24 protein-coding genes are annotated in these 25,171 nt (G+C 33.4%); 13 read left to right on the plus strand and 11 right to left on the minus strand.

From position 1 onward, the window contains the following. Nucleotides 1-34 precede the first annotated feature (34 nt). Both EMN46_RS01530 and EMN46_RS01535 read right to left on the minus strand, forming a co-directional pair. Nucleotides 35-1,024: a galactose oxidase gene (locus tag EMN46_RS01530; RefSeq protein ID WP_154198903.1), complete on the minus strand. Its 990-nt coding sequence runs from the start codon at nucleotides 1,022-1,024 to the stop codon at nucleotides 35-37. Nucleotides 1,025-1,076: 52 nt separating this feature from the next. Continuing rightward, nucleotides 1,077-1,838 (minus strand): ThuA domain-containing protein, encoded by a 762-nt coding sequence (locus tag EMN46_RS01535; RefSeq protein ID WP_154198904.1) that lies wholly within the window; start codon nucleotides 1,836-1,838, stop codon nucleotides 1,077-1,079. A gap of 747 nt (nucleotides 1,839-2,585) precedes the next feature. Here EMN46_RS01535 and EMN46_RS01540 point away from each other — a divergent pair. Next, the gene (locus EMN46_RS01540) at nucleotides 2,586-3,842 is read left to right on the plus strand and encodes a nucleoside permease (RefSeq protein WP_154198905.1); all 1,257 of its coding nucleotides are present in this window, start codon (nucleotides 2,586-2,588) and stop codon (nucleotides 3,840-3,842) included. A 114-nt stretch (nucleotides 3,843-3,956) separates the two neighbouring features. On the opposite strand, the gene EMN46_RS01545 is transcribed toward EMN46_RS01540, so the two are convergent. After that, nucleotides 3,957-4,553, minus strand: a complete 597-nt coding sequence (locus tag EMN46_RS01545; protein ID WP_154198906.1) for a bifunctional nuclease family protein — start codon at nucleotides 4,551-4,553, stop codon at nucleotides 3,957-3,959. Between the two features lie 528 nt (nucleotides 4,554-5,081). Between EMN46_RS01545 and rplU the strand changes: the two genes are divergently transcribed. The 7 genes from rplU to ruvC all read left to right on the plus strand — a co-directional run bounded on the left by rplU (nucleotide 5,082) and on the right by ruvC (nucleotide 10,852). Then, on the plus strand, nucleotides 5,082-5,393 hold the full coding sequence (gene rplU, locus EMN46_RS01550) for a 50S ribosomal protein L21 (RefSeq protein WP_154198907.1): 312 nt from the start codon (nucleotides 5,082-5,084) through the stop codon (nucleotides 5,391-5,393). 19 nt (nucleotides 5,394-5,412) lie between these two features. Beyond that, the gene (gene rpmA, locus EMN46_RS01555) at nucleotides 5,413-5,673 is read left to right on the plus strand and encodes a 50S ribosomal protein L27 (protein ID WP_154198908.1); all 261 of its coding nucleotides are present in this window, start codon (nucleotides 5,413-5,415) and stop codon (nucleotides 5,671-5,673) included. 152 nt (nucleotides 5,674-5,825) lie between these two features. Then, nucleotides 5,826-7,100 (plus strand): serine--tRNA ligase, encoded by a 1,275-nt coding sequence (gene serS / locus EMN46_RS01560; RefSeq protein ID WP_154198909.1) that lies wholly within the window; start codon nucleotides 5,826-5,828, stop codon nucleotides 7,098-7,100. Between the two features lie 119 nt (nucleotides 7,101-7,219). Continuing rightward, a complete protein-coding gene (locus EMN46_RS01565; protein WP_154198910.1) occupies nucleotides 7,220-9,034 on the plus strand; it encodes a hypothetical protein in 1,815 nt (604 codons plus the stop codon). A gap of 24 nt (nucleotides 9,035-9,058) precedes the next feature. Next, the gene (locus EMN46_RS01570; RefSeq protein WP_154198911.1) at nucleotides 9,059-9,373 is read left to right on the plus strand and encodes a DUF4286 family protein; all 315 of its coding nucleotides are present in this window, start codon (nucleotides 9,059-9,061) and stop codon (nucleotides 9,371-9,373) included. A 40-nt stretch (nucleotides 9,374-9,413) separates the two neighbouring features. Next, nucleotides 9,414-10,298 (plus strand): DMT family transporter, encoded by an 885-nt coding sequence (locus EMN46_RS01575; RefSeq protein ID WP_154198912.1) that lies wholly within the window; start codon nucleotides 9,414-9,416, stop codon nucleotides 10,296-10,298. 2 nt (nucleotides 10,299-10,300) lie between these two features. Beyond that, a complete protein-coding gene (gene ruvC, locus EMN46_RS01580; RefSeq protein WP_229130235.1) occupies nucleotides 10,301-10,852 on the plus strand; it encodes a crossover junction endodeoxyribonuclease RuvC in 552 nt (183 codons plus the stop codon). 235 nt (nucleotides 10,853-11,087) lie between these two features. Here the strand turns inward: ruvC and EMN46_RS01585 are convergent, their stop codons facing one another. The 3 genes from EMN46_RS01585 to EMN46_RS01595 form a co-directional block, all read right to left on the minus strand. Continuing rightward, entirely contained in the window at nucleotides 11,088-11,513 is a 426-nt protein-coding gene (locus EMN46_RS01585) for an HIT family protein (RefSeq protein WP_154198913.1), read from the minus strand. A 38-nt stretch (nucleotides 11,514-11,551) separates the two neighbouring features. After that, nucleotides 11,552-12,025, minus strand: a complete 474-nt coding sequence (gene greA / locus EMN46_RS01590; RefSeq protein WP_154198914.1) for a transcription elongation factor GreA — start codon at nucleotides 12,023-12,025, stop codon at nucleotides 11,552-11,554. A 193-nt stretch (nucleotides 12,026-12,218) separates the two neighbouring features. Then, nucleotides 12,219-12,650 carry a hypothetical protein gene (locus EMN46_RS01595; protein WP_154198915.1) on the minus strand — a complete coding sequence of 144 codons (432 nt, stop codon included), beginning with the start codon at nucleotides 12,648-12,650 and terminating at the stop codon, nucleotides 12,219-12,221. Between the two features lie 18 nt (nucleotides 12,651-12,668). Between EMN46_RS01595 and EMN46_RS01600 the strand changes: the two genes are divergently transcribed. Continuing rightward, a complete protein-coding gene (locus EMN46_RS01600; protein WP_154198916.1) occupies nucleotides 12,669-13,139 on the plus strand; it encodes a hypothetical protein in 471 nt (156 codons plus the stop codon). Nucleotides 13,140-13,691: 552 nt separating this feature from the next. Here EMN46_RS01600 and EMN46_RS01605 read toward each other — a convergent pair. Further along, complete coding sequence (locus tag EMN46_RS01605; RefSeq protein WP_154198917.1) at nucleotides 13,692-14,621, minus strand: bifunctional riboflavin kinase/FAD synthetase; 930 nt, start codon at nucleotides 14,619-14,621, stop codon at nucleotides 13,692-13,694. A gap of 305 nt (nucleotides 14,622-14,926) precedes the next feature. Here EMN46_RS01605 and EMN46_RS01610 point away from each other — a divergent pair, with 305 nt between their 5' ends. Then, a complete protein-coding gene (locus EMN46_RS01610; protein WP_154198918.1) occupies nucleotides 14,927-16,156 on the plus strand; it encodes a uracil-xanthine permease family protein in 1,230 nt (409 codons plus the stop codon). 68 nt (nucleotides 16,157-16,224) lie between these two features. On the opposite strand, the gene EMN46_RS01615 is transcribed toward EMN46_RS01610, so the two are convergent. After that, a complete protein-coding gene (locus EMN46_RS01615; RefSeq protein ID WP_154198919.1) occupies nucleotides 16,225-17,580 on the minus strand; it encodes a cyclic 2,3-diphosphoglycerate synthase in 1,356 nt (451 codons plus the stop codon). Nucleotides 17,581-17,863: 283 nt separating this feature from the next. Here EMN46_RS01615 and EMN46_RS01620 point away from each other — a divergent pair, with 283 nt between their 5' ends. Continuing rightward, nucleotides 17,864-18,472 (plus strand): ACP phosphodiesterase, encoded by a 609-nt coding sequence (locus EMN46_RS01620; RefSeq protein ID WP_154198920.1) that lies wholly within the window; start codon nucleotides 17,864-17,866, stop codon nucleotides 18,470-18,472. On the opposite strand, the gene recJ is transcribed toward EMN46_RS01620, so the two are convergent. Genes recJ through lipA form a run of 3 tightly spaced genes read right to left on the minus strand, consistent with a single transcriptional unit; the run spans nucleotide 18,469 to nucleotide 21,853 of the window. Next, entirely contained in the window at nucleotides 18,469-20,181 is a 1,713-nt protein-coding gene (recJ, locus tag EMN46_RS01625; RefSeq protein ID WP_154198921.1) for a single-stranded-DNA-specific exonuclease RecJ, read from the minus strand. The two genes, EMN46_RS01620 and recJ, sit on opposite strands and share 4 nt — an antisense overlap. Nucleotides 20,182-20,204: 23 nt before the next feature. Next, nucleotides 20,205-20,912: a lipoyl(octanoyl) transferase LipB gene (gene lipB / locus EMN46_RS01630; protein ID WP_154198922.1), complete on the minus strand. Its 708-nt coding sequence runs from the start codon at nucleotides 20,910-20,912 to the stop codon at nucleotides 20,205-20,207. 44 nt (nucleotides 20,913-20,956) lie between these two features. Further along, the gene (gene lipA, locus EMN46_RS01635) at nucleotides 20,957-21,853 is read right to left on the minus strand and encodes a lipoyl synthase (RefSeq protein WP_368667484.1); all 897 of its coding nucleotides are present in this window, start codon (nucleotides 21,851-21,853) and stop codon (nucleotides 20,957-20,959) included. A 362-nt stretch (nucleotides 21,854-22,215) separates the two neighbouring features. On the opposite strand from lipA, the gene lysS reads away from it, so the two are divergent. Further along, complete coding sequence (gene lysS, locus EMN46_RS01640; RefSeq protein WP_154198924.1) at nucleotides 22,216-23,937, plus strand: lysine--tRNA ligase; 1,722 nt, start codon at nucleotides 22,216-22,218, stop codon at nucleotides 23,935-23,937. A gap of 223 nt (nucleotides 23,938-24,160) precedes the next feature. Then, on the plus strand, nucleotides 24,161-25,156 hold the full coding sequence (locus EMN46_RS01645; protein ID WP_154198925.1) for an NAD(P)H-dependent glycerol-3-phosphate dehydrogenase: 996 nt from the start codon (nucleotides 24,161-24,163) through the stop codon (nucleotides 25,154-25,156). The last annotated feature ends 15 nt before the right edge of the window (nucleotides 25,157-25,171 follow it).

The following is a 25,171-nucleotide window of genomic DNA, read 5'->3' on the forward strand; positions in this document are numbered from 1 at the left end:
CCACACAGGTATGTCAAACCAATTAATTGACACATCACGGTTTCATGGTGAAAATTTCGATTGAGTTCATATTACTACCACCTTGTTTATAACTACCAGCAGCAAAATAGATTTTGTTATTGTAGTAAATTGCATTGCTTCCATGTCTGCCTATTTGTAAAGGAGCTAATAATTGCCACTCTCCGGTTTCCAAATCAAGACATTGCGTTTCGGCATATGCTTTTTTGCTCATTCCTTCGCCTCCCATATAAATGATTTTATTGTCTACGGTAACAATTCCACCTGCTGCGGTGGGCACAGGAAGCGTATTTTTATGCGTAAACCATTTACCCGATTCAAAATCATATTCATCGACAAAAGGAATAGTCGCAGAAAAGAATGCGCCAAAATTATCTTTATAATGCACACTGGTATTTCTTCCGCCAATGCAATACAATTTATCATTTACCACAATGGCTGAAAAATGATCACGAACATGTGGGGCTTTGGTTAAACTTTCCCATTTATTAGTTTCTAAATCGTAGGTATCAAAAAGGTTTGTTGTGCCACTGGTATGTCCGTATTCAATTCCACATACCCTATAAATTTTATGATCGCGAATAAAGACACCACCTCCACCTCTTCTCATTTCAAGAGGTATTTCAGCACCTTTTTCCCATTTGTCTTGCTTCGGATAATAAATCCAAATGTATTTACAAGGAATCTCCTTTGGGTAAGGCCCAGTCATAGCACCAGCCAAGTAAATTGCATCTTTGTACACCACAGCCTGAAAATGGTGCAGTTCTATTGGTGTTTTGCCTTTCGTTTCCCAAGTATTCGTTACCGGATCGAACACATTCACAGGATTAATTCCTCTGCCCCCAATCAAATAAAACTGATCATTAAATTCAACAAAAGCATTCTCGTGACGTCCTACCACATCACCACTGGTTTCTAGAATTTCCCAACTATAATCCATTAAATTCTGTGCATTTATTGTTACGGCAATTGTAAACAATACAAATGCGAGGTATATTTTTTTCATCTTTTTCTAACTATTAAGAATGAGCTATTTTTATCTGATTAACTTATTTCGGTTAATCTTTGGACTTGTAAACTGGCGAAATTAAATTCTCTTTGGCTTGATATTTACTTTCGGCAGCCCAAGCAAATCCTCGTTTTAGCATCGTCCATACCGATGGATTATCAAAATCTTTAGGCTCATGACCAATCGTTAAATTGTAAACCCGTCCTTTTCCATAATACTTTTTCCAAACAACTGGAATTACGGCTCCATCAATCCACGAACTGTTCTCCCCAGTAAAAGTTGTTGTTGCCAGCACCTTCGAATTGGGATCTACCAACATGTAATACTGTTCGGTATCCTCCACTTTAAAATCACTCAATCCTTCTGTAATTGGATCTTCAACATCACAAATAGTTACTTCGTAATTAATTTTACCGCCAGGATGCGCAGCCCATTGTCCACCTACCATGAATAAATACTCCGCTTTTTCGCGAAAAGAATCACCAATACCACCATGACAGCCTGCCAAACCTGTTCCATTTCGAACCGCTTTTAACAATCCGTTTACTTGTTCCTCGCTAATCTTTCCCATGGTCCACGACTGAATTACCAAATCGGTTTCTGACATCAATTTTTCATCGGTATAAGAATCTAAACTTGCAGAGATTGTCAACTCAGCGCCTTCTTTTTGTAGCCAAGGCGTAATTTTATCGACAAAAGCTTTTGGCTTGTGTCCAGGCCAACCACCATATACAATCAGTATTTTTTTGCCTTTTAAATTGGGCGCTTCATTCGTTGGATTATTCTGTGCAAAACCAGATAAAATAGTCATAAGACAACATGTAATTAATAGGGGAAATCGATTTATTTTTAACATTACTTTCATTCACTTTGGTTAATACAATTTGGCTGATGAACTACATAATTATAATATGTAAAAAGATATTTAGTATTACTTAATTTAAAGTTTCACCTCTTGATTTTACAAGCTTACTTTTCTTTTGAACTTTTCAGAAAATCCGTTTACCTATTTAATCTTAACATTTTAAAGTAAGGTTCTGCGCCTTCTCGATTCACTTATCTGGTCAAAATAAAAAAAATTAAAACCTTTGCGTAAAACGGAATTTTCTTCTCTTGCAAGTATAACTCTAACCTATAAGCTAAAAGTTTAAATTCTTCCAAAGAAGGTTTAAATTTATCCATAATACTCATACACAAACAACTACACACTTAATAAAATCAAGCCTTTTAAGTTATGAGAATTTATATCTGTTAAAAATAGGTTACATATAAAAGTATTCCGTAGATATTTACACAAAAAAGTAAAATCAATACAAACAATATATTAAGGACTATTTCTATTTTTTTTATTAGTTTTGAAGTCATACAATAATAGGGGGTAAAAACAACCAATCATTATTTTATATTGAAAGGAATCATTACTATCCTTTCTCACTACTTAACAACCAAAAATCCTAAATCAAGAGCATATCTACACGCCTGCAGATAGTAGCTAAACACCGTTTAAAGCATTAAATTTGAACTAAACACATTAACTTCTAATTATACTTAACTCACTATGGGAATCAAAGGTCGATTGACACTATTTAACTTCCTTCAGTTTTTTATCTGGGGAGCATGGTTAATAACCATTGCTAATTATTGGTTTGGAAATAAGGGCTGGTCACCACAAGAATTTGGGGCCGTTTTCTCAACTATGGGAATCTCATCCTTGTTTATGCCAACACTTACTGGAATTATAGCTGACAGATGGATGAATGCTGAAAAATTATATGGTATTCTTCACCTATTAGGCGGCGCAGCATTACTTTATCTTCCTCAGGTAGATGATCCAACTTTATTTATCACGGTCATTTTATTGGCTATGATTTGTTATATGCCAACCATCGCTTTAATGAATTCCATTTCGTACACAATTCTAAAAAATCATAAATACGATGTCATTAAAGTATTCCCTCCCATAAGAGTTTGGGGAACTATTGGTTTTATTGCAGCCATGTGGGTAACTAATTTAACAGGATCAAAAGCGACAGAAAATCAATTTTATATTGGTGCCATTGCTTCTTTCATTCTGGCAGCATACTCATTTACCATGCCAGCATGTAAACCACAAAATAATGGTCAAAAAAACACCTCACTTGTAGAAACCTTGGGTTTGAACGCATTTAAGTTGTTCAAAAATCGCAAAATGGCTTTATTCTTCGTATTCTCAATGTTTTTAGGAGCAGCTTTACAACTAACAAATATGTATGGAGATACATTTCTGTCTGATTTTGGAAAAATTCCTGAGTATGCAGATTCTTTTGTTATAAGATATTCGACTATTATCATGTCTATTTCTCAAATATCTGAAACCCTATTCATTCTTGCTATTCCTTTCTTCCTAAAGAAATTTGGGATTAAGAAAGTGATGCTTATAAGTATGGTTGCTTGGGTTTTAAGATTCGGACTATTTGCTTATGGCGATCCATCAGGAGGACTTTGGATGATTATTCTATCATGTATTATTTATGGAATGGCTTTCGATTTCTTCAATATTTCAGGTTCTCTTTTTGTTGAGACACAATGTGACCCAAGCATACGATCAAGTGCTCAGGGTTTATTCATGATGATGACTAATGGATTCGGTGCAATTGTCGGTTCTTGGGTAAGTGGTATCATTATAGGCGAATTTTTCACTTCCAACGAAGGTAATTTTATATGGATGGATATTTGGAATACATTCGCTATTTATTCTCTAATAATAGCAGTACTCTTTGCAATATTCTTTAAGCATAAACACAATCCTGAAGTAATTGATAAAATCAATCAGTAAATAAGACAATCATTATAATAATCTTTACCGATTAAATTATAAAACCTGAAAGATAGAACCTAATCGGTTCATATTCTTTCAGGTTTTTTTTCTGAATAGAGATATCGTATTAACTTATCTCTTATTTAATTCATCACGTATTTGTGACGCTTTTTCGTAATCTTCATTTCCAATTGCAGTATCGAGCAATTCTTGGAGCTGAGACTTAGAATAAGCTTCAAATGGATCGGGCTTTCGAGGCGCCGATGTTGTTTTAACTTCTTTTTCAGGAGCAACTTTCGAATCATCAGACTCTCCTTCAATTTTTAAAGAGATTCCTGCCTTTTCAATAATTTCTTCACTTGTGAAAATTGGACATTTAAATCGGAGAGCAATTGCAACAGCATCTGAAGTTCTAGAATCAATTCGAACTCTATTGTTACCACTTTCGCAAATCAATTCGGAATAGAAAATACCTTCGTGTAATCGATAAATATTAACTTCTACAATATTAATTGAAAAGGCAACAGCAAAACTTTTAAATAAATCGTGAGTTAAAGGACGAGGCGGTTCCAGTTCTTCCAATTGGATAGCTATTGCTTGAGCTTCTACCCCTCCTATAATAATTGGGATTCTTCTCTCCCCATCTTCCTCAGCTAAAACCAATGCATATGCACCCGTTTGAGTTTGGCTATATGATAATCCTAGTATATTTAATCTGATTTTTCCCATGAGTAATTCCTAATTTCAACACCTATTCAATCAACAAGTCGACATATCATAAAAATAAACAAAAGAACTAAACGAATCCTATAAAATTCATTAAAATTATTATTCAACTAATTATATTAACAAATATATAAATTGTTTTCTGACTTCTGTTTCTGGAACGCATCCAAATTATATACTCATCCCGAGAACATTAACAATTAAACTTGTATCTTAAAAGCTCAATTAGCACAATATAGACGTAGCAATTTACTAAATATAAACTTAAACTCAAGTCGCAATCCTTTATACCTCAAGACAACATTATAAAACATATCATTTTCATATAAAAACACAAATAAAGATAAACATCTGAATCATTTTATTTTAAGTATGGCTCAAAACACAATGTTTTCACTTTAAAACTTTGTATATCAATTATTGTTTTCTATTTTTGCAGTCCGAAAACATTTCCATTGGAGGTTCGAAAAGAGGATGTTTTGAATGTATTAAAACACCCACCTTCAGGAATAAACCGAAAATTGTAGAATAATGTACGCAATTGTAGAAATCGCTGGTCAGCAATTCAAAGTTGAAAAAGACCAAAAGATTTTTGTTCACAGACTTCAAACTGAAGAAGGTGGACAAGTAGAATTCGCCAAAGTTCTTTTGTTAGACAAAGATGGTGAAATAGTAGTTGGAGCTCCAGCTATTGAAGGTGCTAAAGTTAGCGCTAAAGTAATCTCACATATGAGAGCTGATAAGATTAAAGTATTCAAAAAGAAAAGAAGAAAAGGATACAGAAAACTGAACGGTCACCGTCAGAATCTTACTCATATTCAGATTGAAGAAATCTTTGCTTAATCCTTAAAAATATCTAAAAATGGCACATAAAAAAGGAGCCGGTAGTTCACGAAACGGTAGAGAATCCGAAAGTAAGCGATTAGGCGTAAAAATTTACGGTGGACAAGCTGCCAAAGCTGGTAGTATTATTGTTCGTCAAAGAGGAACAGTTCATAACCCAGGTGAATTCGTAGGTTGTGGAAAAGATCACACATTATTTGCTTTAACAGCAGGTACAGTGGTTTTCAAAAAGAAAAGAGACAACAGATCATATGTTTCTATTGAGCCTATTGCTGAATAATTTATTTAGCATTAAAATATTTAAATCTCCTCTCTTTATTTCATGTAAAGACAGGAGATTTTTTTATTTTTACCAATTGTTAGTAAAAAGTCTCGAGGTACTCAATACAAGTTCCATTTAATTCGAGAATAATCATATTCAATAGATATCACATGCTAAGTCTAAAATACTTACAAGAGAATAAAGAAGAAGCCATTAAGGCTTTAAGCATAAAAAATTTCGATGCTACTCAAATTATCAATCAAGTTATTGAGTTGGATGAAGTAAGAAAAACCACTCAAGCTAAACTAGATAGCACTCAAGCTGAAATGAATAGCCTTTCAAAAGAAATTGGTATGCTATTTAAATCAGGAAAAGCTGATGAAGCAAATACTGCTAAAGCTAAAACTGGAGAGTTGAAAGAATCCATTTCAACATTAAATACAGAAATGAATTCTACAGTAGCTGAACTACATGATTTACTTCTTAAAATTCCTAACATTCCTCATCCATCAGTACCAGCTGGTAAAGGTGAAGAGGATAATGTGATTGAAAGAACCGAAGGTGAAATGCCAAATTTATATGAAGGTGCTATACCTCATTGGGAATTGGCAAAGAAATATAATATCATCGATTTTGAATTAGGAAATAAAATTACAGGAGCTGGTTTTCCTCTTTACCGAGGTAAAGGAGCTATCCTACAAAGAGCCTTAATCAACTTTTTTCTTGACGAAAACCGCAAAGCTGGATACGAAGAAGTTATTCCTCCATTGATGGTAAATGAAGCTTCGGCTTATGGCACAGGTCAACTTCCTGATAAAGATGGACAGATGTATCATGCCACTGAAGACAACTTATATTTGATTCCTACAGCAGAAGTTCCTGTTACAAACATCTACCGTGATGTGATCTTAAAAGCTGAAGACTTCCCTATTAAAAACACAGCTTACTCGGCTTGTTTCCGTCGTGAAGCAGGTTCTTACGGTAAAGATGTTCGTGGATTAAATCGTCTTCATCAGTTTGACAAAGTTGAGATTGTTCAACTTCAACATCCTGATAAATCGTATGAGACTTTAGAAGTAATGGTTGCTCATGTTGAAAGTCTTATTAAGAAATTAGGATTACCATACCGTTTATTACGCTTATGTGGTGGCGATACAAGTTTTACTTCTGCCCTAACGTTCGATTTCGAAGTTTACTCTGCAGCTCAAGACAAATGGTTAGAAGTTAGTTCTGTTTCTAATTTTGAATCGTATCAAGCAAACCGTTTGAAACTACGCTTTAAAGAAAAGAATGAGAAAAAAACGAAACTAGCTCATACATTAAATGGTAGCGCATTAGCTTTACCTAGAATATTAGCTGCTCTTTTAGAAAATAATCAGTGTGCTGAAGGGATTAGAATTCCTAAAGCTTTAATTCCTTTTACAGGATTCGATATGATTGACTAAGTTTTAATCAAGCAATTGATTTTAATATACCTATTTAAAACTCGAGGGATTTCTCTCGGGTTTTTATATTTTTGATTAAGTTCGTATTAGAAATAATTAACCTCACTTAATTCTATCTCTTGAAGAAGTATATATTATATCTGTTAGTTATATGCTTAATTATTCCTTCCCTGTCATTTGCACAAGAAAGAAATAGCCAGTTGGCATATCGATACTTCAGAGATAAAGAATTCGAGGCTGCTTCTAGCATTTTTAATGAACTCTATCAAACAACCCAATCAAGAACTTATTACACCTATTATATAACTTGTTTATTAAAACTTGAAAATTATTCAGAAGCCGAAAAATCTGTAAAAAAAGAAATTCGTAAACATCCCGATGATAGGCTCTTTCAGATAGAGTTAGGGTATATTTACAAGGAATCGGGTGATGCAGATAAAGCCAACAAGCAGTACAATAAAACCATTTATAATATTATTCCAAACAAACGAGAATATATTAGTGTTGCCAATGCTTTAAGGGCTAAACGCGAATTCGAACTAGCCATAAAAACCTACAAAAAAGGACGATTGGCTTTAAAAGAAAACCACTTATTCCATTTTGAAATTGCGAATATCTACTTATATCAACGCAATTTTAAATTAATGGTTGATGAATATATGATGGCTTTATCGGTTTCGCCAGAGAAACTTCAACAAATACAGAGTCAATTACAATCTACTCTTTCTCAGGATATAAACTCAGATTTAGATCAAATACTAAAGACCAACTTAATTTCACAAGTTCAATCAAACAAAAATAATCTAGTTTACAAAGAATTACTACTGTGGTATTATACTCAAAAAAAACAATTTGAACTTGCCTTTTCTCTTGCTCAATCAATAGACCTTCTCAAAAATAATGGTGGCGAAAAACTAATACAACTTGCTAAAACTTCTAGCAACAACAAAGATTACATCACAGCTCAAAAATGCTACGAAGTAGTTATTCAAGGAAATAATTTAAAGCTATACGGTATCGCTCAAATTGGAAATCTAGAAAACAAACATCTATATCTCGAAGCAAAACCTGATACTCAACTTAAAGACTGGGAAACTCTTTATCAAGATTACGCAACCTATTTTGATAACTTAAAAAACATAAATCAATCGATTTACACATTAATTAGATTTACACATTTAAGCGCTTTTAAACTAAACAAAATTGATAAAGCCAAAGCACAACTTAAAACAGCTTTGGAAAATCGAAACATCAGATCTGGTGATAAGGCTAATATTAAATTAGAACTAGCTAATATCAATTTACTTGAAAATAAGAAATGGGATGCCATCTTACTTTATTCTCAAATTGAAACGGGAAATAAAAATAACCCAATTGGTTATGAGGCTAAATTACAAAAAGCCAAGGTATCCTATTATTTGGGAGAATTCGATTGGGCAAAAGCACAATTAGATGTTTTAAAGGGAAGTACATCAAAACTTATTGCTAACGACGCACTAGACTTATCTCAACTTATTGCAGACAACACAACACTTGATTCTACTTATTCGGCAATGAAATATTTTGCTAAAGCTGATTTTTTAATTTTCCAGAATAAAACTGATTCTGCTAAAATCATGCTAAATGATTTTTTCGAAGCTTTCCCTGGACACAGCTTAAGCGACGAAGTGCATTATAGGCTCTATGAAATAGACAATTCAAAACATCTTTATACAGAGGCTATAAAAGAATTAGGAATCATTATAAAAGAACATCCTTACGAAAACTTAGCCGCCAAATCTCTTTTTAAACAAGCCTTACTACTCGAACTTCAGAATAGAATTAAAGAGAGTGATGCCAACTATAAAAAAATAATTATAGATTATCCTGAAAGCATATATTCTGTTAAGGCACGTGAAAAGTACGCACGCATTAGGAATAAAATCACCAATTAATATCAGATTATAAATTTACTTACAATGATTATTTACAACACAAGTTACATTCTACATAGTTCAATTGAAGGGGAATTTTGTGAATGGATAAAAGAAAAATTTATTCCATTAATTAAGGAAACGGGAACATTTACAAATAATTATTTTTGTAAAGTTATGGTGCAGCAAGAAGATGGTAGCCAAACCTATTCTTTACAATTATTCTTCAAAAACGAAGCCCAGCTTAATAAATATCGCCAAGATTTTGAACCAAGATGTAAAGCTATTTTTGTGGCTAAGTACCAAACAAATATCCTTACTTTTTCAACTACAATGTTTGAACACGGCATAAGACATTAATTTCAAATATTTAATTGTATTTTAATTCAGTTCTGAAGTTTTGAAGAAACAAAGCCAAGCCTATATTTTTGCATTAACTGCAACTTTATTATGGTCAACCGTTGCTACAGCATTTAAAATTGCCCTTAATGGAATGGACTACCTTCATCTATTAGGTATTTCATCTGCTACCGCTACGATCCTATTTACGACAATACTCATTTTTAATGGCGAACTAAAAGCAATATGGAGTACACCCAAATCTGCTGTACTTCAGTCTGCACTATTAGGCTTTCTCAATCCGTTTCTCTATTACCTTATACTATTTAAGGCCTACTCTTTATTATCGGCACAATTAGCGCTTAGCTTAAATTACATTTGGCCCATAACTCTCGTTCTTCTTTCTATTCCAATTCTTAAACAAAAAATTGGACTAAAAAGCATAGCTTGTATTCTACTCAGCTTTATTGGAGTTATCATCATTGCAAACAAAGGTTCATTCACGAGCATTCAATCTCCCAACACATGGGGAATTATTTTAGCTTTGGGAAGCTCTATAGTTTGGTCTCTATTCTGGATTTTTAATACAAAAGATGAACGCAAGGCTACTCACAAACTTTTTTTGAACTTTGTTTTCGGCCTTATTTTTAGCCTAATTACTTTGGCTTTCTTCGGTAAAATAACCCTACCCGATTCTAATAGTATAACTGCGGCAATATACATTGGACTGATAGAATGTGGTATAGCTTATATTTTTTGGTTAAAAGCAATGAAACTTACAAGTAGTATGGATAAAATTGGGAATCTAGTTTTTCTCAGCCCTTTTATTTCCCTTTTCCTACTTCATTTAATTATCGGGGAATCTATATACCTTAGCACTTGGATAGGTCTTGCGATTATTATAATTGGCATACTTCTTCAAAAAATTACATCTAAAAAACAATAAATTTGAACAAGGATAGAATCATAATGGGTATTGACCCAGGAACAAACTGTATGGGTTACGCTCTACTTAAAGTCATAGGGAAAAAGCCAGTCATACTAGTTTCGGGTATTTTAGATTTAAAAAAATTGGGCGATCCTTATCTAAAACTACAGCGTATATTCAGACGAACTCTTCAAGTCATTGATGAGTACAAACCAGATGAACTAGCTATTGAATCTCAGTTTTTTGGCAAGAATGTACAATCAATGTTGAAACTAGGACGAGCTCAGGGAGTCTGTATTGCAGCAGCTCTTCAACGTGACATTCCAATTACAGAATATGCTCCTCGTAAAATTAAATTAGCGGTTACAGGTACTGGTACAGCATCGAAAGAACAAATGGCAACCATTATGGATCACTATTTTAACCTACCGAACTTCCCAACTAACTCTGATGAAACCGATGCCATAGCCATTGCACTTTGTCATTTCTTTCAAGCAAATCCTCTTCTAGGCTCAAAAAAAGCAAGTTCTTGGTCCGATTTTGTAAAACAAAACCCAGGTCGAGTTAAATAATAAATTTCAAGAAAAAACGTCACACAAAAGGTAGACATACCAAACCTCTCATTTTGAAAACCAAAAGTGAGATTATAATGTTACTTCTTAGTTCGACAATTACGATGAATACACTAAATATCTACATATTAGGACGAAACATTTATATAAAAAAAGCCGTTAAAAGGAAATTGAATCTCCTTTTAACGGCTTTTTATATTTTTAAGGCTTTTTCAGTACGTACCAATAGCGTCTACTAGTATCTATAAAAGCCATTTAAGTTGACTTGATCGGAGTTCTTACGGATTGTCTCAGCCATTTCAGATAATTCCTCTTGTGAAGGATTTAATTTTGGATTAGAGAAATCTAAATCACCAAGTGCATTCATAGGCACTAAATGAATATGCGTATGAGGCACTTCAAGTCCAATAACAGCAACACCAATTCGTTTACATTCAACCGATTTTTCTATAGCCTTAGCCACGCGCTTGGCAAATAAAGTCAATCCTACATAAACATCATCTTCCAAATCAAAAATATAACTCACTTCTGCCTTTGGAATCACTAACGTGTGTCCCATAGCTAATGGGTTTATATCTAAAAAAGCAAGATAGTTATCGTCTTCAGCAATTTTATGGCAAGGAATCTCACCATTTACAATCTTTGTGAATATTGTTGACATCCTTTTATTTTTTATTTAAGCTTTGTATAGAGTACAAATTATATTGAAATATCGATAATTTCAAATGGAATTACACCATTAGGAACCGTAATTTCTACAACATCACCAACAACTTTACCAATTAAGCCCTTAGCAATAGGTGTATTAATCGACAGCTTACCTTTCTTAAAATCAGCTTCAGTTTCAGACACCAAAGTATAAGTCATAACAGCACCATTCTTAGTGTTCTTAATCGTTACTTTATTCAACATCTGAACTTTAGATGTATCAATTTTACTCTCATCAATAATACGACTATTTATCAAAATTCCTTTCAATCGTGAAATTTTAGCCTCAAGTAATCCTTGTGCCTCTTTTGCCGCATCGTACTCAGCATTCTCTGATAAATCACCCTTATCAATAGCCTCTCCAATTTGTCTTGAAATCTCAGGACGCTCAACGGTTTGCAATTTATCCAATTCTGCTTTTAATTTCTTAAAACCGTCTTCGGTTATATATGAATATTTAGACATAAATCCTCGTATTATTTTCTATCGTTTATTTTATTCTTTTGTTATACCAAATAATCTATTCATTGCTCACTCGATATAAAAACAAAAAGAATCCCAACACTGCGGAACTCTTTCAGGTGCAAATATATACAATTAAACTTAATGCACCTATAATTTAACTCTGACGTTAATATAAAAGTACTGAAATTTTTAATTAGATATACTTTCTATCTAATATTTCCCTATAAATTATAGCCTGTTTCCAGTCAATCTCATCATCATCTTCAAACTCATCATCTTCCACCTCCTTTATTGCTGGAGATCTGTATTTTATAGGTTCTCTTTTTATTTTATCTATTGGTATTTCTTCAATTTTATCCTCTACAATTTCATCTTGCATCACCCCATAAGGATGTTCTTGCTCAGCTTCGAAAACATTTCCTCCCAATAAAGAATCAAAAATATGCTCTACGCTAGTAGATAACTTACCCTCTGGTTGAAGATCGTCATCGGCTTGTGGTATATTTACAGGCTTTTTCTTTTTAAGAGCACCGAAAATAACAAACACAATCATTAATACGATATAAAGTATATTTCCCCAATCACCTTTCATAATTGTAATATTTATTCCTAATTTTATATCCACTCCATAAAATCAATATTTATGAAACTGAGACAGTCAAATTTACATTTTTTTTTCCTATTTCTATTTATATTGATAGACCTTTCTTCGTGTAGTAAGGGTACTGATATTGATGAAATAGTTCCATATACACTTGTAGATTTCACCTACCATGATAATGAAAATAAACTTGGTGCTGAAAATAATTGTATTTACCTAGATGAAGAAACTATTGGAATTTCAAAAGTTGGTTATAAAAATCATGGTATTATTCTCGTTCACTTAAATGATGGTATCGTTGCATTCGATGCAACCTGTACTAATGACGTGGAATCAGATAACCATTTAGAACTTGATGGCAACTTTGCTGTCTGCCCAGATTGCGATAGCAAATTCAACATATTACAAGTTGGAGAGCCTTTTTCTGGATCAGTAGCTCGATACTCTCTAAAAACATACAAAACGTCGACTTATTCTTTAGGCAACCACGCAACAATAAGAGTTCGAAATTAAAAAAACTCTAATTCAAATAAATTCTAAATCTCAATATTCAAAATAGTTTAGAGAGACGTTTATTTTAAAATGTTCAGCAAAAACCTAAGCCTCACATACTAAAGACATAAAAACCAAGGCACTCAACAATTTCTAAATTTTTCAACTTCCTCAATTTTAATAAAATCGTCTGGTTCAGTTTAATAATAATGCATATTTTCAGTTACTAATCAACAAAAAACTAACTGAATAAACTATGAAAAAAGCATTTATACTACCCATATTTGGCCCACTTCTGGCACCGAGGCTGATATTGAGGACTCTAAAAATATGGTGAAAATTTGTACGCAATATGCCCAAACAGATATGTAGAATATTTTCGCTGTTATCTTGAGTTTAGCTTTTGCATTCTTCAGTCCTAACTTCTTTGTTTGTCGTTCGTTTTATGGAATGAGAATTAAAACGACATTTGAAAAAGATTATACAAATAATTTTCTGAATCAATAAACCAAAAGGAAGCCGCTAGATATTAGTTATCTAGCGGCTTTAATATTTTCAAATTTCGAAATAATTCTATTTAAGTAATTCCGAAACGGTGTCTCTGTCTTTTGCTAATTGAACCTTTAAGGCATCAATTCCATCAAACATTTGCTCGCTTCGAATACGCTTATAAAAATAAACACTAATGCTTTTGTAATAGATATTCTGATCGAAATTAAAAATATTGACTTCAATAGAACGATTATCCATTTGATGATTAACAGTTGGACTAAACCCAATATTTAGCATACCATTGTACATCACGTCATCAACCTCAACCTTAACAGCGTAAACACCATCTTTAGGAACGAGCTTATAACTCTCTTGAGGATCAACATTTGCTGTTGGAAAACCAATCTTATGCCCTAGTTTTCTGCCATCAACAACAAGACCTTTTATAAAATAACGATGACCTAAATACTTATTCGTTGTTTCAATATCACCATCAGCTATAGCTTGTCTTATTTTAGTAGAACTAACTTCTATCGTATCTATATTTAAAACCTTCAATTGCTCAATCTTAAAATCAAATTTATCTGCATAAACCTTAAGATCTTCATAGGTGCCCTTACGATTGTGTCCAAATTTATGGTCATAACCAACAACCAAGTATTTCATTCCAATTTGGTCCACTAAAATTTTCTCAACAAAATCGGTATACGAAAGCTTAGAAAACTCCTTTGTAAATGGATAAATCACCAAGTGATCAACACCAGCAGCCTCTAACAATATTTTTTTCTCTTCAAGCGTATTAATCAACCGCAACTCATCGTTATTTATATTTAATACTAAACGAGGGTGTGGATAAAAAGTAAAAATAACAGTCTCACCATTAACATCCTTTGCTAATTTCTTAAGACGTTCAATCACCTTCTTGTGTCCAAGGTGCACTCCATCAAACGTACCAATAGTAACAACAGGATTTAAGGCTGAAAAATTTTTTAAGTCAGTGTGAACTATCATTGGTTAATTTAAAATTTAAATTCCAATTTATATTGGATACAAATATACGATTTTACTCACGAAAAATTCCGAGTAACAAAAGTAGAAAAATTTATATAAAAACAGACTACTTAGTATGATTAACAAAGCAAGAATCAACAGTACACTAACCATAAATCAGTTATATCATCACAACAATAGGCCTCATAAAAGTGATTTTATAAAGACCTATAAGATAAAATCTTAATACTAAGTAAAATTTATATTTGGGAATCTTATCGTCCTTACTATCTTTGCCAAGTTTGTATTACAATTAAAACCATTTTATGATTTCATCAAAAAATTCGAATGTGGACTACCAAAGTCCCACAAAGAAAATTGTACTAGGGGTACAATTCTTATTTGTTGCTTTTGGAGCAACAGTACTTGTTCCCCTTCTTGTCGGTATCGATCCGGCAGTAGCACTATTCACAGCAGGAGTCGGCACCCTTATCTTTCATTTGATAACAAAGGGTATGGTTCCTGTTTTTTTAGGCAGTAGTTTTGCATTTATTGCACCTATTGTTGCCGCAACGGAACTTTATGGTTTCGCAGGAACTCTATCAGGTCTTATTGCAGTTGGTGTGGTTTACGGTATTGTATCAGGTATTATTAAAGTTTGGGGACTTCGAGTAATTGAGAAAATTTTTCCCGCTGTTGTTGTCGGACCTGTTATCATGATTATAGGTCTTTCACTCGCTCCTGTTGCTGTAAACATGGCTAAAACCAATTGGGTAATTGCTTCAGTAGTTCTACTTACTGCTATATTAATTGTTATATACGCAAAGGGAATGATGAAACTGATTCCTATTTTCTGTGGAATTATTGTTGGGTATATTCTTTCTATAATCCTAGGTGCTGTCGATTTCACACCTATTCAAGAAGCTTCATGGATTGCTTTACCCGAATTTGTAAGACCAGAATTTTCTTGGGGAGCTATTCTATATATGCTACCAGTTGCTGTTGCTCCAGTTATTGAGCACGTTGGCGATATGTACGCAATTGGCGGTGTTGCCAATAAAGAATTTGTTAAGAACCCCGGCTTACATCGTACTATTTTAGGTGATGGTATTGCTACTGCTTTCGCAGGATTCTTTGGTGGACCACCAAACACAACGTATTCAGAAGTTACAGGTGCAATTGCATTAACTAAAATTACAAACCCAACTATTTTAAGAATATCAGCTATAACAGCTATTTGCTTTTCTGTTATAGGAAAAGTAAGTGCTTTCTTAAAAACGATACCCGAAGCCGTTTTAGGTGGTATTATGCTTCTTTTATTTGGTATGATTGCTAGTATTGGTATCAGAACACTTATTGATGCTAAAGCTGACTTTGGTAAAACTAGAAATCAAGTTATCATCTCAATAATATTAACAGTTGGTATCGGTGGTGCACAAATTACATATGGAACTTTCTCTCTTGCAGGTATTGGTTTAGCATCAGTTGTAGGTGTTATCTTAAACCTTATTTTGCCAGATAAATCTAAAGGTATTAAAGGAAGTGAAGTCAAGTAATTTCACAAAAAAATTAAATAATAAAAGGGAGTGCAAATGCGCTCCCTTTTTGATGTTTAAACTTTACCCTAACTAAAGTTTTTCCCCTTTAGTTTCTGTTCTTTTATAAATTGATCTATAATATGAGATACTTTTGGGTATCCTATTTCCTCTAAATCGTAATAAACGCGCGTATAGGGTTTATTAATTTTTATGATTCGAGTCAAATCAATTGGTGTTCCAATAATCACAGAATCACAATCACATGCATTTATGGTTGCTTCCAAGTCTTTCAATTGCTGATCGGAATACCCCATTGCAGGTAAAATACTTCCAATATTTGGATAAGTCTCATACGTTTCCTTAAGCTTACCTACTAAATAAGGACGAGCATCTACCTCCTCCGAAGCTCCAAATTTACGAGCAGCAACAGTTCCTGCACCTATCTTCATTCCACCATGTGTTAGCGTAGGACCATCTTCAACTATCAAAACACGCTTCCCTTTTATGATATCAGGATTATTAACTAATATTGGTGAAGCAGCATCTATCACAATAGCATTAGCATTGACCATAGCTATGTTTTCTCGTACCGTTTGAATACCTTCTGGCGATGCAGAATCCATTTTATTAATAACAACAACATCAGCTAAACGTAAATTCACTTCACCTGGATAATAAGACAACTCAGTACCTGGTCGGTGTGGATCAACTACGGTAATTGTCAAATCTGGTTTATAGAAAGAGAAATCATTATTTCCTCCATCCCAAACAATAACATCACAACCCGCAGGATCTTTCTCTGCAGCTCTAACAATAGCTTCATAATCAACACCTGCATATATGATATTACCACGACTTACATGTGGTTCATATTCCTCCATTTCTTCAATTGTACACTTATGTTTTTTTAGATCGTCAATAGTTGCAAAACGTTGTACTTTTTGAGCAAATAAATCGCCATAAGGCATAGGATGACGAATAGCAACAACTCGTAAACCCTTACTCATTAACTCTTCAATAACCGTACGAGAGGTCTGTGATTTACCACACCCAGTACGACTTGCCACCACTGCAATTACAGGCTTACAACTCTTAATCATGGTATCATTTGGACCTAATAACTTAAAATTAGCTCCAGCAGCATTAACAATAGCACTCATAGTCATCACCTTCTGATACGAGACATCAGAATAAGAAAAAACACAATCATCAATTTCATGCCTTTTAATCAGCTGCGTTAATTCCGCTTCCGCAAAAATTGGAATCCCTTCAGGATAAAGTTCCCCAGCAAGTTCTTTAGGATACTTACGTCCATCAATATCAGGAATTTGAGCTGCAGTAAACGCAACGACATTATAATGAGAATTATTTCTGAAATAAGTGTTGAAATTATGAAAATCACGACCTGCAGCACCAATAATAATTACCTTCTTAATTGCCATGTTATACCTCCATTTGTTTAATTAATACTCATTCATAAAAATTATCAATAGAATAATAAGCTTTATTATTATAAATTTATCACTTTAATTAAAGATGACGAAATTTAAAACACTCATATCAAGAATGTTGCTAAACAAGCTGATAAAACTTGACTTTTAATTTCAAATTCAATATTTTATGTATCCCTAAAAAATCAGAAGTTTTTTGAATGATTAAAAAAGCTTAAGTTTTGTCATATTTTAATTTGAAACCCTATCTTCATATGGTATTTAAAATGACACAATGAATTTCTTAGCACATCTTTTCCTCTCTGGTGAATCTGAAAAAATAATGGTCGGCAACTTTATGGGCGACTATGTAAAAGGAAAAAAACATGAAAATTATAAGCCAGAAATTCAAAAAGGCATACTTCTTCATCGATCTATCGATTTTTATACCGATACACATCCAATAGTTCGACAAAGTGGACAATATTTTAGAGAAGATTACAGAAAATATGCGGCAGTGATTACAGATTTAATCTACGATCATTTTTTAGCTAAGAATTGGGAAATGTATCACAAACAAACACTACCTAAATTTGTATCTCATTGCCACGAAGTGCTGATTAAAAACTATTTAATTCTTCCAAAGAAGGTAAAAATGTTTCTACCCTTTCTTATTAAAAGCCGAAGATTAGAAACCTATGCTGAAATTGAAGGATTAAGAACAGCTCTAAACATTATGGTTCGACATACCAGTCTACCAGATAAAACAAATTTTGCGATACATATTCTATTGGATAATTATGAGGCACTCGAAACCGAATTCCACGCTTTCATGCATGATATTATTCCTTATATTGAGAAAAAAAAAGAGATAGAATTAAAAAATCTCGTTGAAAAGTTTTAGGATAGTTTCAAATCCCTAATCATTATTTGAGTTTCGACCTTACCCATATATTCATTTTCTTGCAATGAATAACAAATATTAAAAGGCGTACCATTCGAAATTTTAGGATACATATCACCCATATGAAATCCGATACCACTCATAACAATAGTATCTCGAATATCATCTACAACAGATAACTTTAGATGCTCTTTCTTTTTACCAACTTGTCTTGAACGTCCATAATCTACGACTTCTTCGCTAACAAAAACGGGTGTCATATTTTTCGGACCAAAAGGTTCAAATTGTTTAAGTAAACGGAAAAATTTAGGTGTAATGTCCGATAGTTTTATTCTAGCATCAATCTTAATTTGAGGAACTAGCATATCATCAGAAATATTATTTTGAACGTAATCCTCAAATCGCTTCGCAAATTCACCAACATTTGCAAGCTTCATGGTTAATCCGGCAGCATACATGTGTCCACCAAAATTTTCCAACAAATCACTACACGACGAAATGGCTTGATACAAATCAAAACCATCTACCGATCGAGCAGATCCTGTTGCCATTCCATTCGACTCAGTTAAAATAACAGTAGGACGATAATAGTTCTCAATCATTCGAGAAGCTACAATACCTATAACGCCTTTATGCCAATTTCTATCGAATAAAACAGTACTCTTTTTTGATCCTGTTTTCTCAGCTTTACGTAGTAATTCAAGAGCCTCATCGGTAATCGAATGATCTAATTCTTTACGATCTTCATTCATTGTATTAATCGTATCACCGATCAATACCGCAGCATCTTTTTCTTCAACAATAAGAAGCTGAACTGCATGTCGTCCAGATTGCATTCGTCCGGCAGCATTAATTCGTGGCCCTACTTTAAAAACAATATCATTAACCGATAAGTCTGTTTTAACGCCAGACAAATTCATTATTGTTTTAAGACCTAAGCGCGGATGTTGATTTAATTGAATAAGACCAAAATGAGCAAGTATTCGATTCTCACCAACGATTGGAACAATATCTGAAGCGACGCTTACAGCAACTAAATCAAGCAAACTTTTTAAATCATCAAATGGCCACCCTTGTTGCTGACTCAAACCTTGCATTAGCTTAAAACCAACACCACAACCAGAAAGACAATCGCAAGGATATTCACAATCGACACGTTTTGGGTCAAGTACTGCCGCAGCTTTAGGCAATACTTCATCAGGAGTATGATGATCGCAGATAATAAAATCAACGCCCTTTTCATTAGCATAAGCTATCTTATCCATGGCTTTAATACCACAGTCCAATGCAATAACCAACGTCACATTACTTTCGGCAGCAAAATCGATCCCTTTTAATGAAATACCATAGCCTTCCGAATAACGATCAGGAATATAATAATCGATATAATCGAAATGTTTTTTTAAAAAAGAATAAACCAAAGCGACTGATGTTGTACCATCAACATCATAATCACCATATATCATAACACGTTCTTGATTGTTTAAGGCTGTAACTAATCTAGTCACAGCCTTATCCATATCTTTCATTAAAAATGGGTCATGTAGATCTTTGAGATTTGGTCGGAAAAATGCCTTTGCTTCGTCAAAAGTTTCAATTCCTCTTTGCACGAGCAAATCAGCAATAACCTTATCAACTCCCAATGATTTAGAAAGCAAAGCAATCGTCTCCTCATCTCCTGGCTCATTGATTACCCATCTTTTATCCATAGTTCAATCTTTAGATTGGAAAATTACTCATTTTTAAACGTCATATCAAACAAGTTAGCAATATGATTTTTCAAATTATGTTTTACTTCCTCGATATCAAGCTCTTTACCTAACTCTTTTTTCAAAGAAGTAACTCCTTTATCCTGAAATCCACATGGATTTATATATCCAAAATAATCTAAATCTGTGTTCACATTAAAAGCAAAACCATGCATACTTACCCACCGACTTACACGAACACCTATCGCACAAATCTTTCTAACAGTAGGTTTATCAATATCTAGCCAAACTCCTGTAGCTCCCTTCAGGCGATGACCTTCTAAACCATAATCAGCAATACAATTAATAACGGCTTGCTCAAGATTATCGATATATTTTTTTATTCCCATATCGTAAGTCTCCAAATTTAGAATAGGATAACCCACAATTTGTCCAGGTCCGTGATAAGTTATATCACCACCTCTATTTATTTTATGAAAAGTAGCATGTTTAGCTTGTAACTGAATCATATTTAACAACATATTCTGTTCCTTACCACTTTTGCCAATTGTATACACATGTGGATGTTCACAAAATAAGAGATAATTATTACTTAATTTCTTTTCTTCTAGAGGCAAATCAGCATTAGCTTGTTTCGATTTTAAAACTTCATCAAATAACTCTTCCTGATAATCCCAAGCTTCCATATAATCTATTAAAGACAAATCACGAAATACAGTTACTTTACTCATCTTAAAAAATGTTTTTATTATTTATACTAAGTAAAAATCAAAACTTATTTATTACCTAAATCCTTTAAATCTAGAGCTCGTACATGTTTTTCTGCATGATATGAAGACCTCACTAAAGGCGAACTCTCACAAAATGAAAATCCCTTTTCCAGTCCAACAGTTTCATATTTTTTAAAGACTTCTGGAGTTATATATTCCTCAAGCGCTAAATGCTGACGAGTTGGTTGTAGATATTGTCCAATGGTCATTACCTTAACGCCCACGGCCAACAAATCATCCATAACCTGGTAAATTTCCTCTTCGGTTTCACCAATTCCAAGCATAATACCAGACTTAGCAACAATACCACTATCAGAAATTTGCTTTAAAACCTGTAAACTCAAATCATATTTAGCACGACTACGAACCTCAGGGCTTAATCGTCGCACAGTCTCTAGATTATGAGAAATGACCTCTGGTTTTTCGTCTATTACTCGCTGAATATCTTCTTTCTTCCCATTAAAATCAGGAATAAGAACTTCTAGAGTTGTATTGGGATTATTCTTTTTAATTTCCTTAATCGTTTCAGCCCAAATGCCAGATCCACCATCATCAAGATCATCACGATCTACTGAAGTAACAACAGCATGTTTGAGCTTCATCAGCTTAATAGATTTTGCTAAACGACGAGGTTCTTTCCAATCAGCAGCAAGCGGCTTACCCGTTTTTACATTACAAAATTTACAAGCTCTAGTACAAATATCTCCTAAAATCATAAAAGTTGCCGTACCATTTCCCCAACACTCTCCTACATTTGGACATTTTCCACTAGAACATATAGTATGCAAACCATGATCGCGAACAATTCCATTTACATATGCGTAATCGTCGCCCTTAGGCAATTGAATTTTTAACCAATCTGGTTTTCTCTTCATCTTCATGTTTTCAATATTTACATTTATCCCCTTTAGGAATAAATCATTAATCTATTCAAGAATAACTTAAGTTTAATTCGATATAAATAGAATCTTAAGACAAACAACTATTTATTGTTTCAAAACTCAATTTCAACAACTTAGTCTGTATTTTAGGCTAAGTACAAATTTATATTTTTGAGACAAAATAATAGCTGAAATTGAATAAAAATATTAGCTGTCTTCTAACAGATAAAAAAAACTTTATTTTTAAAGATTCTAAATACTATTTGATTTTCGACAATTATAAGAAATAAATCGCTGATTTCCTCTTAACTAAAGCAGTTGCTTCTAATATTTTGCACATATTATTATATCTTTGCATCAAAATTAATATTATTAGATTAGAGATGAATACGTTAGAACTAAGTGAACAAGAAATCATTAGAAGAAATTCCCTAAAAGAACTTCAAAAACTTGGAATAAATCCATTTCCTGCTGCCGAATATAAGGTAAACGCATATAGCGATGAGATTCTGAAGAATTACAATGCTGAAGAGAATAATTACCAGGAAGTAGTTATTGCAGGTCGAATTATGAGCCGCCGTATTATGGGTAAGGCTTCTTTTATGGAACTTCAAGATGCAAATGGTCGAATTCAAGTTTATATTAGCCGCGACGATATTTGCCCAGGCGAAGACAAAACACTTTACAACACTGTATTCAAAAAGCTTTTGGATATCGGTGACTTTGTAGGAATTAAAGGCTATGTATTTATAACAAAAGTGGGCGAAATTTCGGTTCACACTTCTGAAATAACAGTTCTATCAAAATCATTACGTCCACTTCCTATTGTAAAGGAAAAAGACGGCAAAAAATACGATGCTTTTACCGATCCTGAATTACGTTACCGTCAACGTTACGTTGATTTGGTTGTTAATCCAAAGGTAAAAGATACATTTATCAAGCGTGCTCAAATTATCAACTCAATGCGTGAGCTATTTAATAGCAAAGGTTACCTTGAGGTTGAAACACCAATTTTACAAGCGATTCCTGGTGGAGCTTCTGCTCGTCCATTCGAAACACATCACAATGCATTGGATATTCCATTGTATATGCGTATTGCCAATGAACTTTACCTTAAACGTTTAATCGTAGGTGGTTTCGATGGTGTATATGAGTTTGCAAAAGACTTCCGTAACGAAGGTATGGACCGTACTCATAATCCAGAATTTACCGTAATGGAAATTTATATAGCCTACAAAGACTATAACTGGATGATGGATTTTACCGAAGAAATGATTGAGAAAGTTGCTCTTGACCTTCACGGTAAAACTAAATTAGCATTAGGCGACAAAGAAGTTGATTTCAAACGTCCATTCAAGCGTATTTCAATGACTGATTCTATCAAACACTTCACAGGATTTGATATAACAGGAAAATCAACTGAAGAACTTTTAGCATTCTGTACTGAAATTGGTATTGAAGTAGACGAAAGTTTTGGTAAAGGAAAATTGATTGACGAAATTTTTGGTGAAAAATGTGAAGGAAACTACATTCAACCAACTTTCGTTACTGATTATCCAGTTGAAATGTCACCGCTATGTAAAAAACACCGCGATAATCCAGAATTAACTGAACGTTTCGAACTAATGGTTAATGGTAAGGAAGTTTGTAATGCATATTCTGAACTTAACGACCCAATCGACCAATTAGAGCGTTTCCAAGAGCAACTAAAATTAGGTGCTAATGGTGATGACGAAGCGATGTTTATTGATATGGACTTTGTTCGTGCTCTAGAATATGGTATGCCTCCTACATCAGGTATGGGAATCGGTATCGACCGTTTAACTATGTTGATGACAAACTCTCATTCTATTCAAGATGTTTTATTCTTCCCTCAAATGCGACCTGAAAAACAAGCCGTTGTTGATGGAGATGAAAAATTCATAGAGTTAGGCATTTCACCAGAATGGGTTGAAGTTATTCGTAAAGCAGGTTACACGACTGTTGCCGGTATCAAAGATGTTAAATCAACCAAATTTCACCAAGAAATTTGTGGAATCAATAAGAAAAATAAGATGGGATTAACTAACCCTAGCCAAGACGAAGTAGCTGGCTGGTTAGCTTAATTTTATTTTTTACATAGAATTAAAACTTTGAAGCTTGAATATTATTCAGGCTTCACTGCTTTAACCTTACTTTTACATTAATTTGTTCTATAAATAAAGGACAATTTCTATTTCTTCAAGCTTATTCTTTGTAAATTTAGGGTCTTAAATAACTGAGAACTCAAATTGCTTTCCGTTGAATTTTATCATCAACAAAGCTCTTTTGAGAACCAAAACCTATTACATGAACGCATCTACTAAAATAGCCATTATTGGTGGAGGAAGTTGGGCTACTGCAATTGCAAAAATCCTTAGGGAAAATAATGTAGAACTCAATTGGTATATGAGAAATGTCGATACAAGTTCTCAATTTAAGAAACTAGGTCACAACCCTCGATACCTTACTGATGTTGATTTTGATATAAGTAAAATCAAATTTTACAACAACATCAACCAAATTGTTGAAGATTCTGATCTTATTATATTTGCTATCCCTTCGGCTTTTTTAAAAAATGCCCTATTAAAATTAACCGTTTCGCTAAAGGATAAATTTATCGTTTCAGCGATAAAGGGTATTGTCCCTGACGAAAATATGATTATCGGAGATTTCTTTCATCATATTTATAAAGTGCCAACTGATAGCATTGGGGTTATTTCGGGTCCTTGTCATGCAGAAGAGGTTGCGATGGAGCGATTATCTTACCTAACCATATCTTGTTTAGACAGTATAAAAGCTAAATTTCTTGCTGATAAATTAGAATGTCCTTATATCATGACAACGACGTCAGACGATATATATGGAACTGAATATGCCGCGGTTTTAAAAAATGTTTTTGCAATAGCAGCAGGAATTTGTCATGGTTTACGATATGGTGATAATTTTCAATCCGTATTAATATCAAATTCCATTCAAGAGATAAAACGCTTTGTTGATACGGTTCATCCTATCACACGAGACATTAAAAGTTCGGCTTACTTAGGTGACCTTTTAGTTACTTGCTATTCACAATTTAGCCGCAACAGAACCTTTGGAACTATGATTGGCAAAGGCTATTCAGTAAAAACTGCACAATTAGAAATGCATATGATTGCTGAAGGATATTATGCTGTAAAATGTATTAAAGAAATTAACGAAAAATATAAGGTACACATGCCAATCACTGAGGCTGTTTACAATATTTTATATGAACGTATATCTCCTACAATGGAAATAACTTTATTGACAGAAGAATTACGATAAAAAATCAAATCAATT

This window comes from Ancylomarina sp. 16SWW S1-10-2 (assembly GCF_009669305.1).
In the GTDB taxonomy this organism is placed as follows: Bacteria; Bacteroidota; Bacteroidia; order Bacteroidales; family Marinifilaceae; genus Ancylomarina.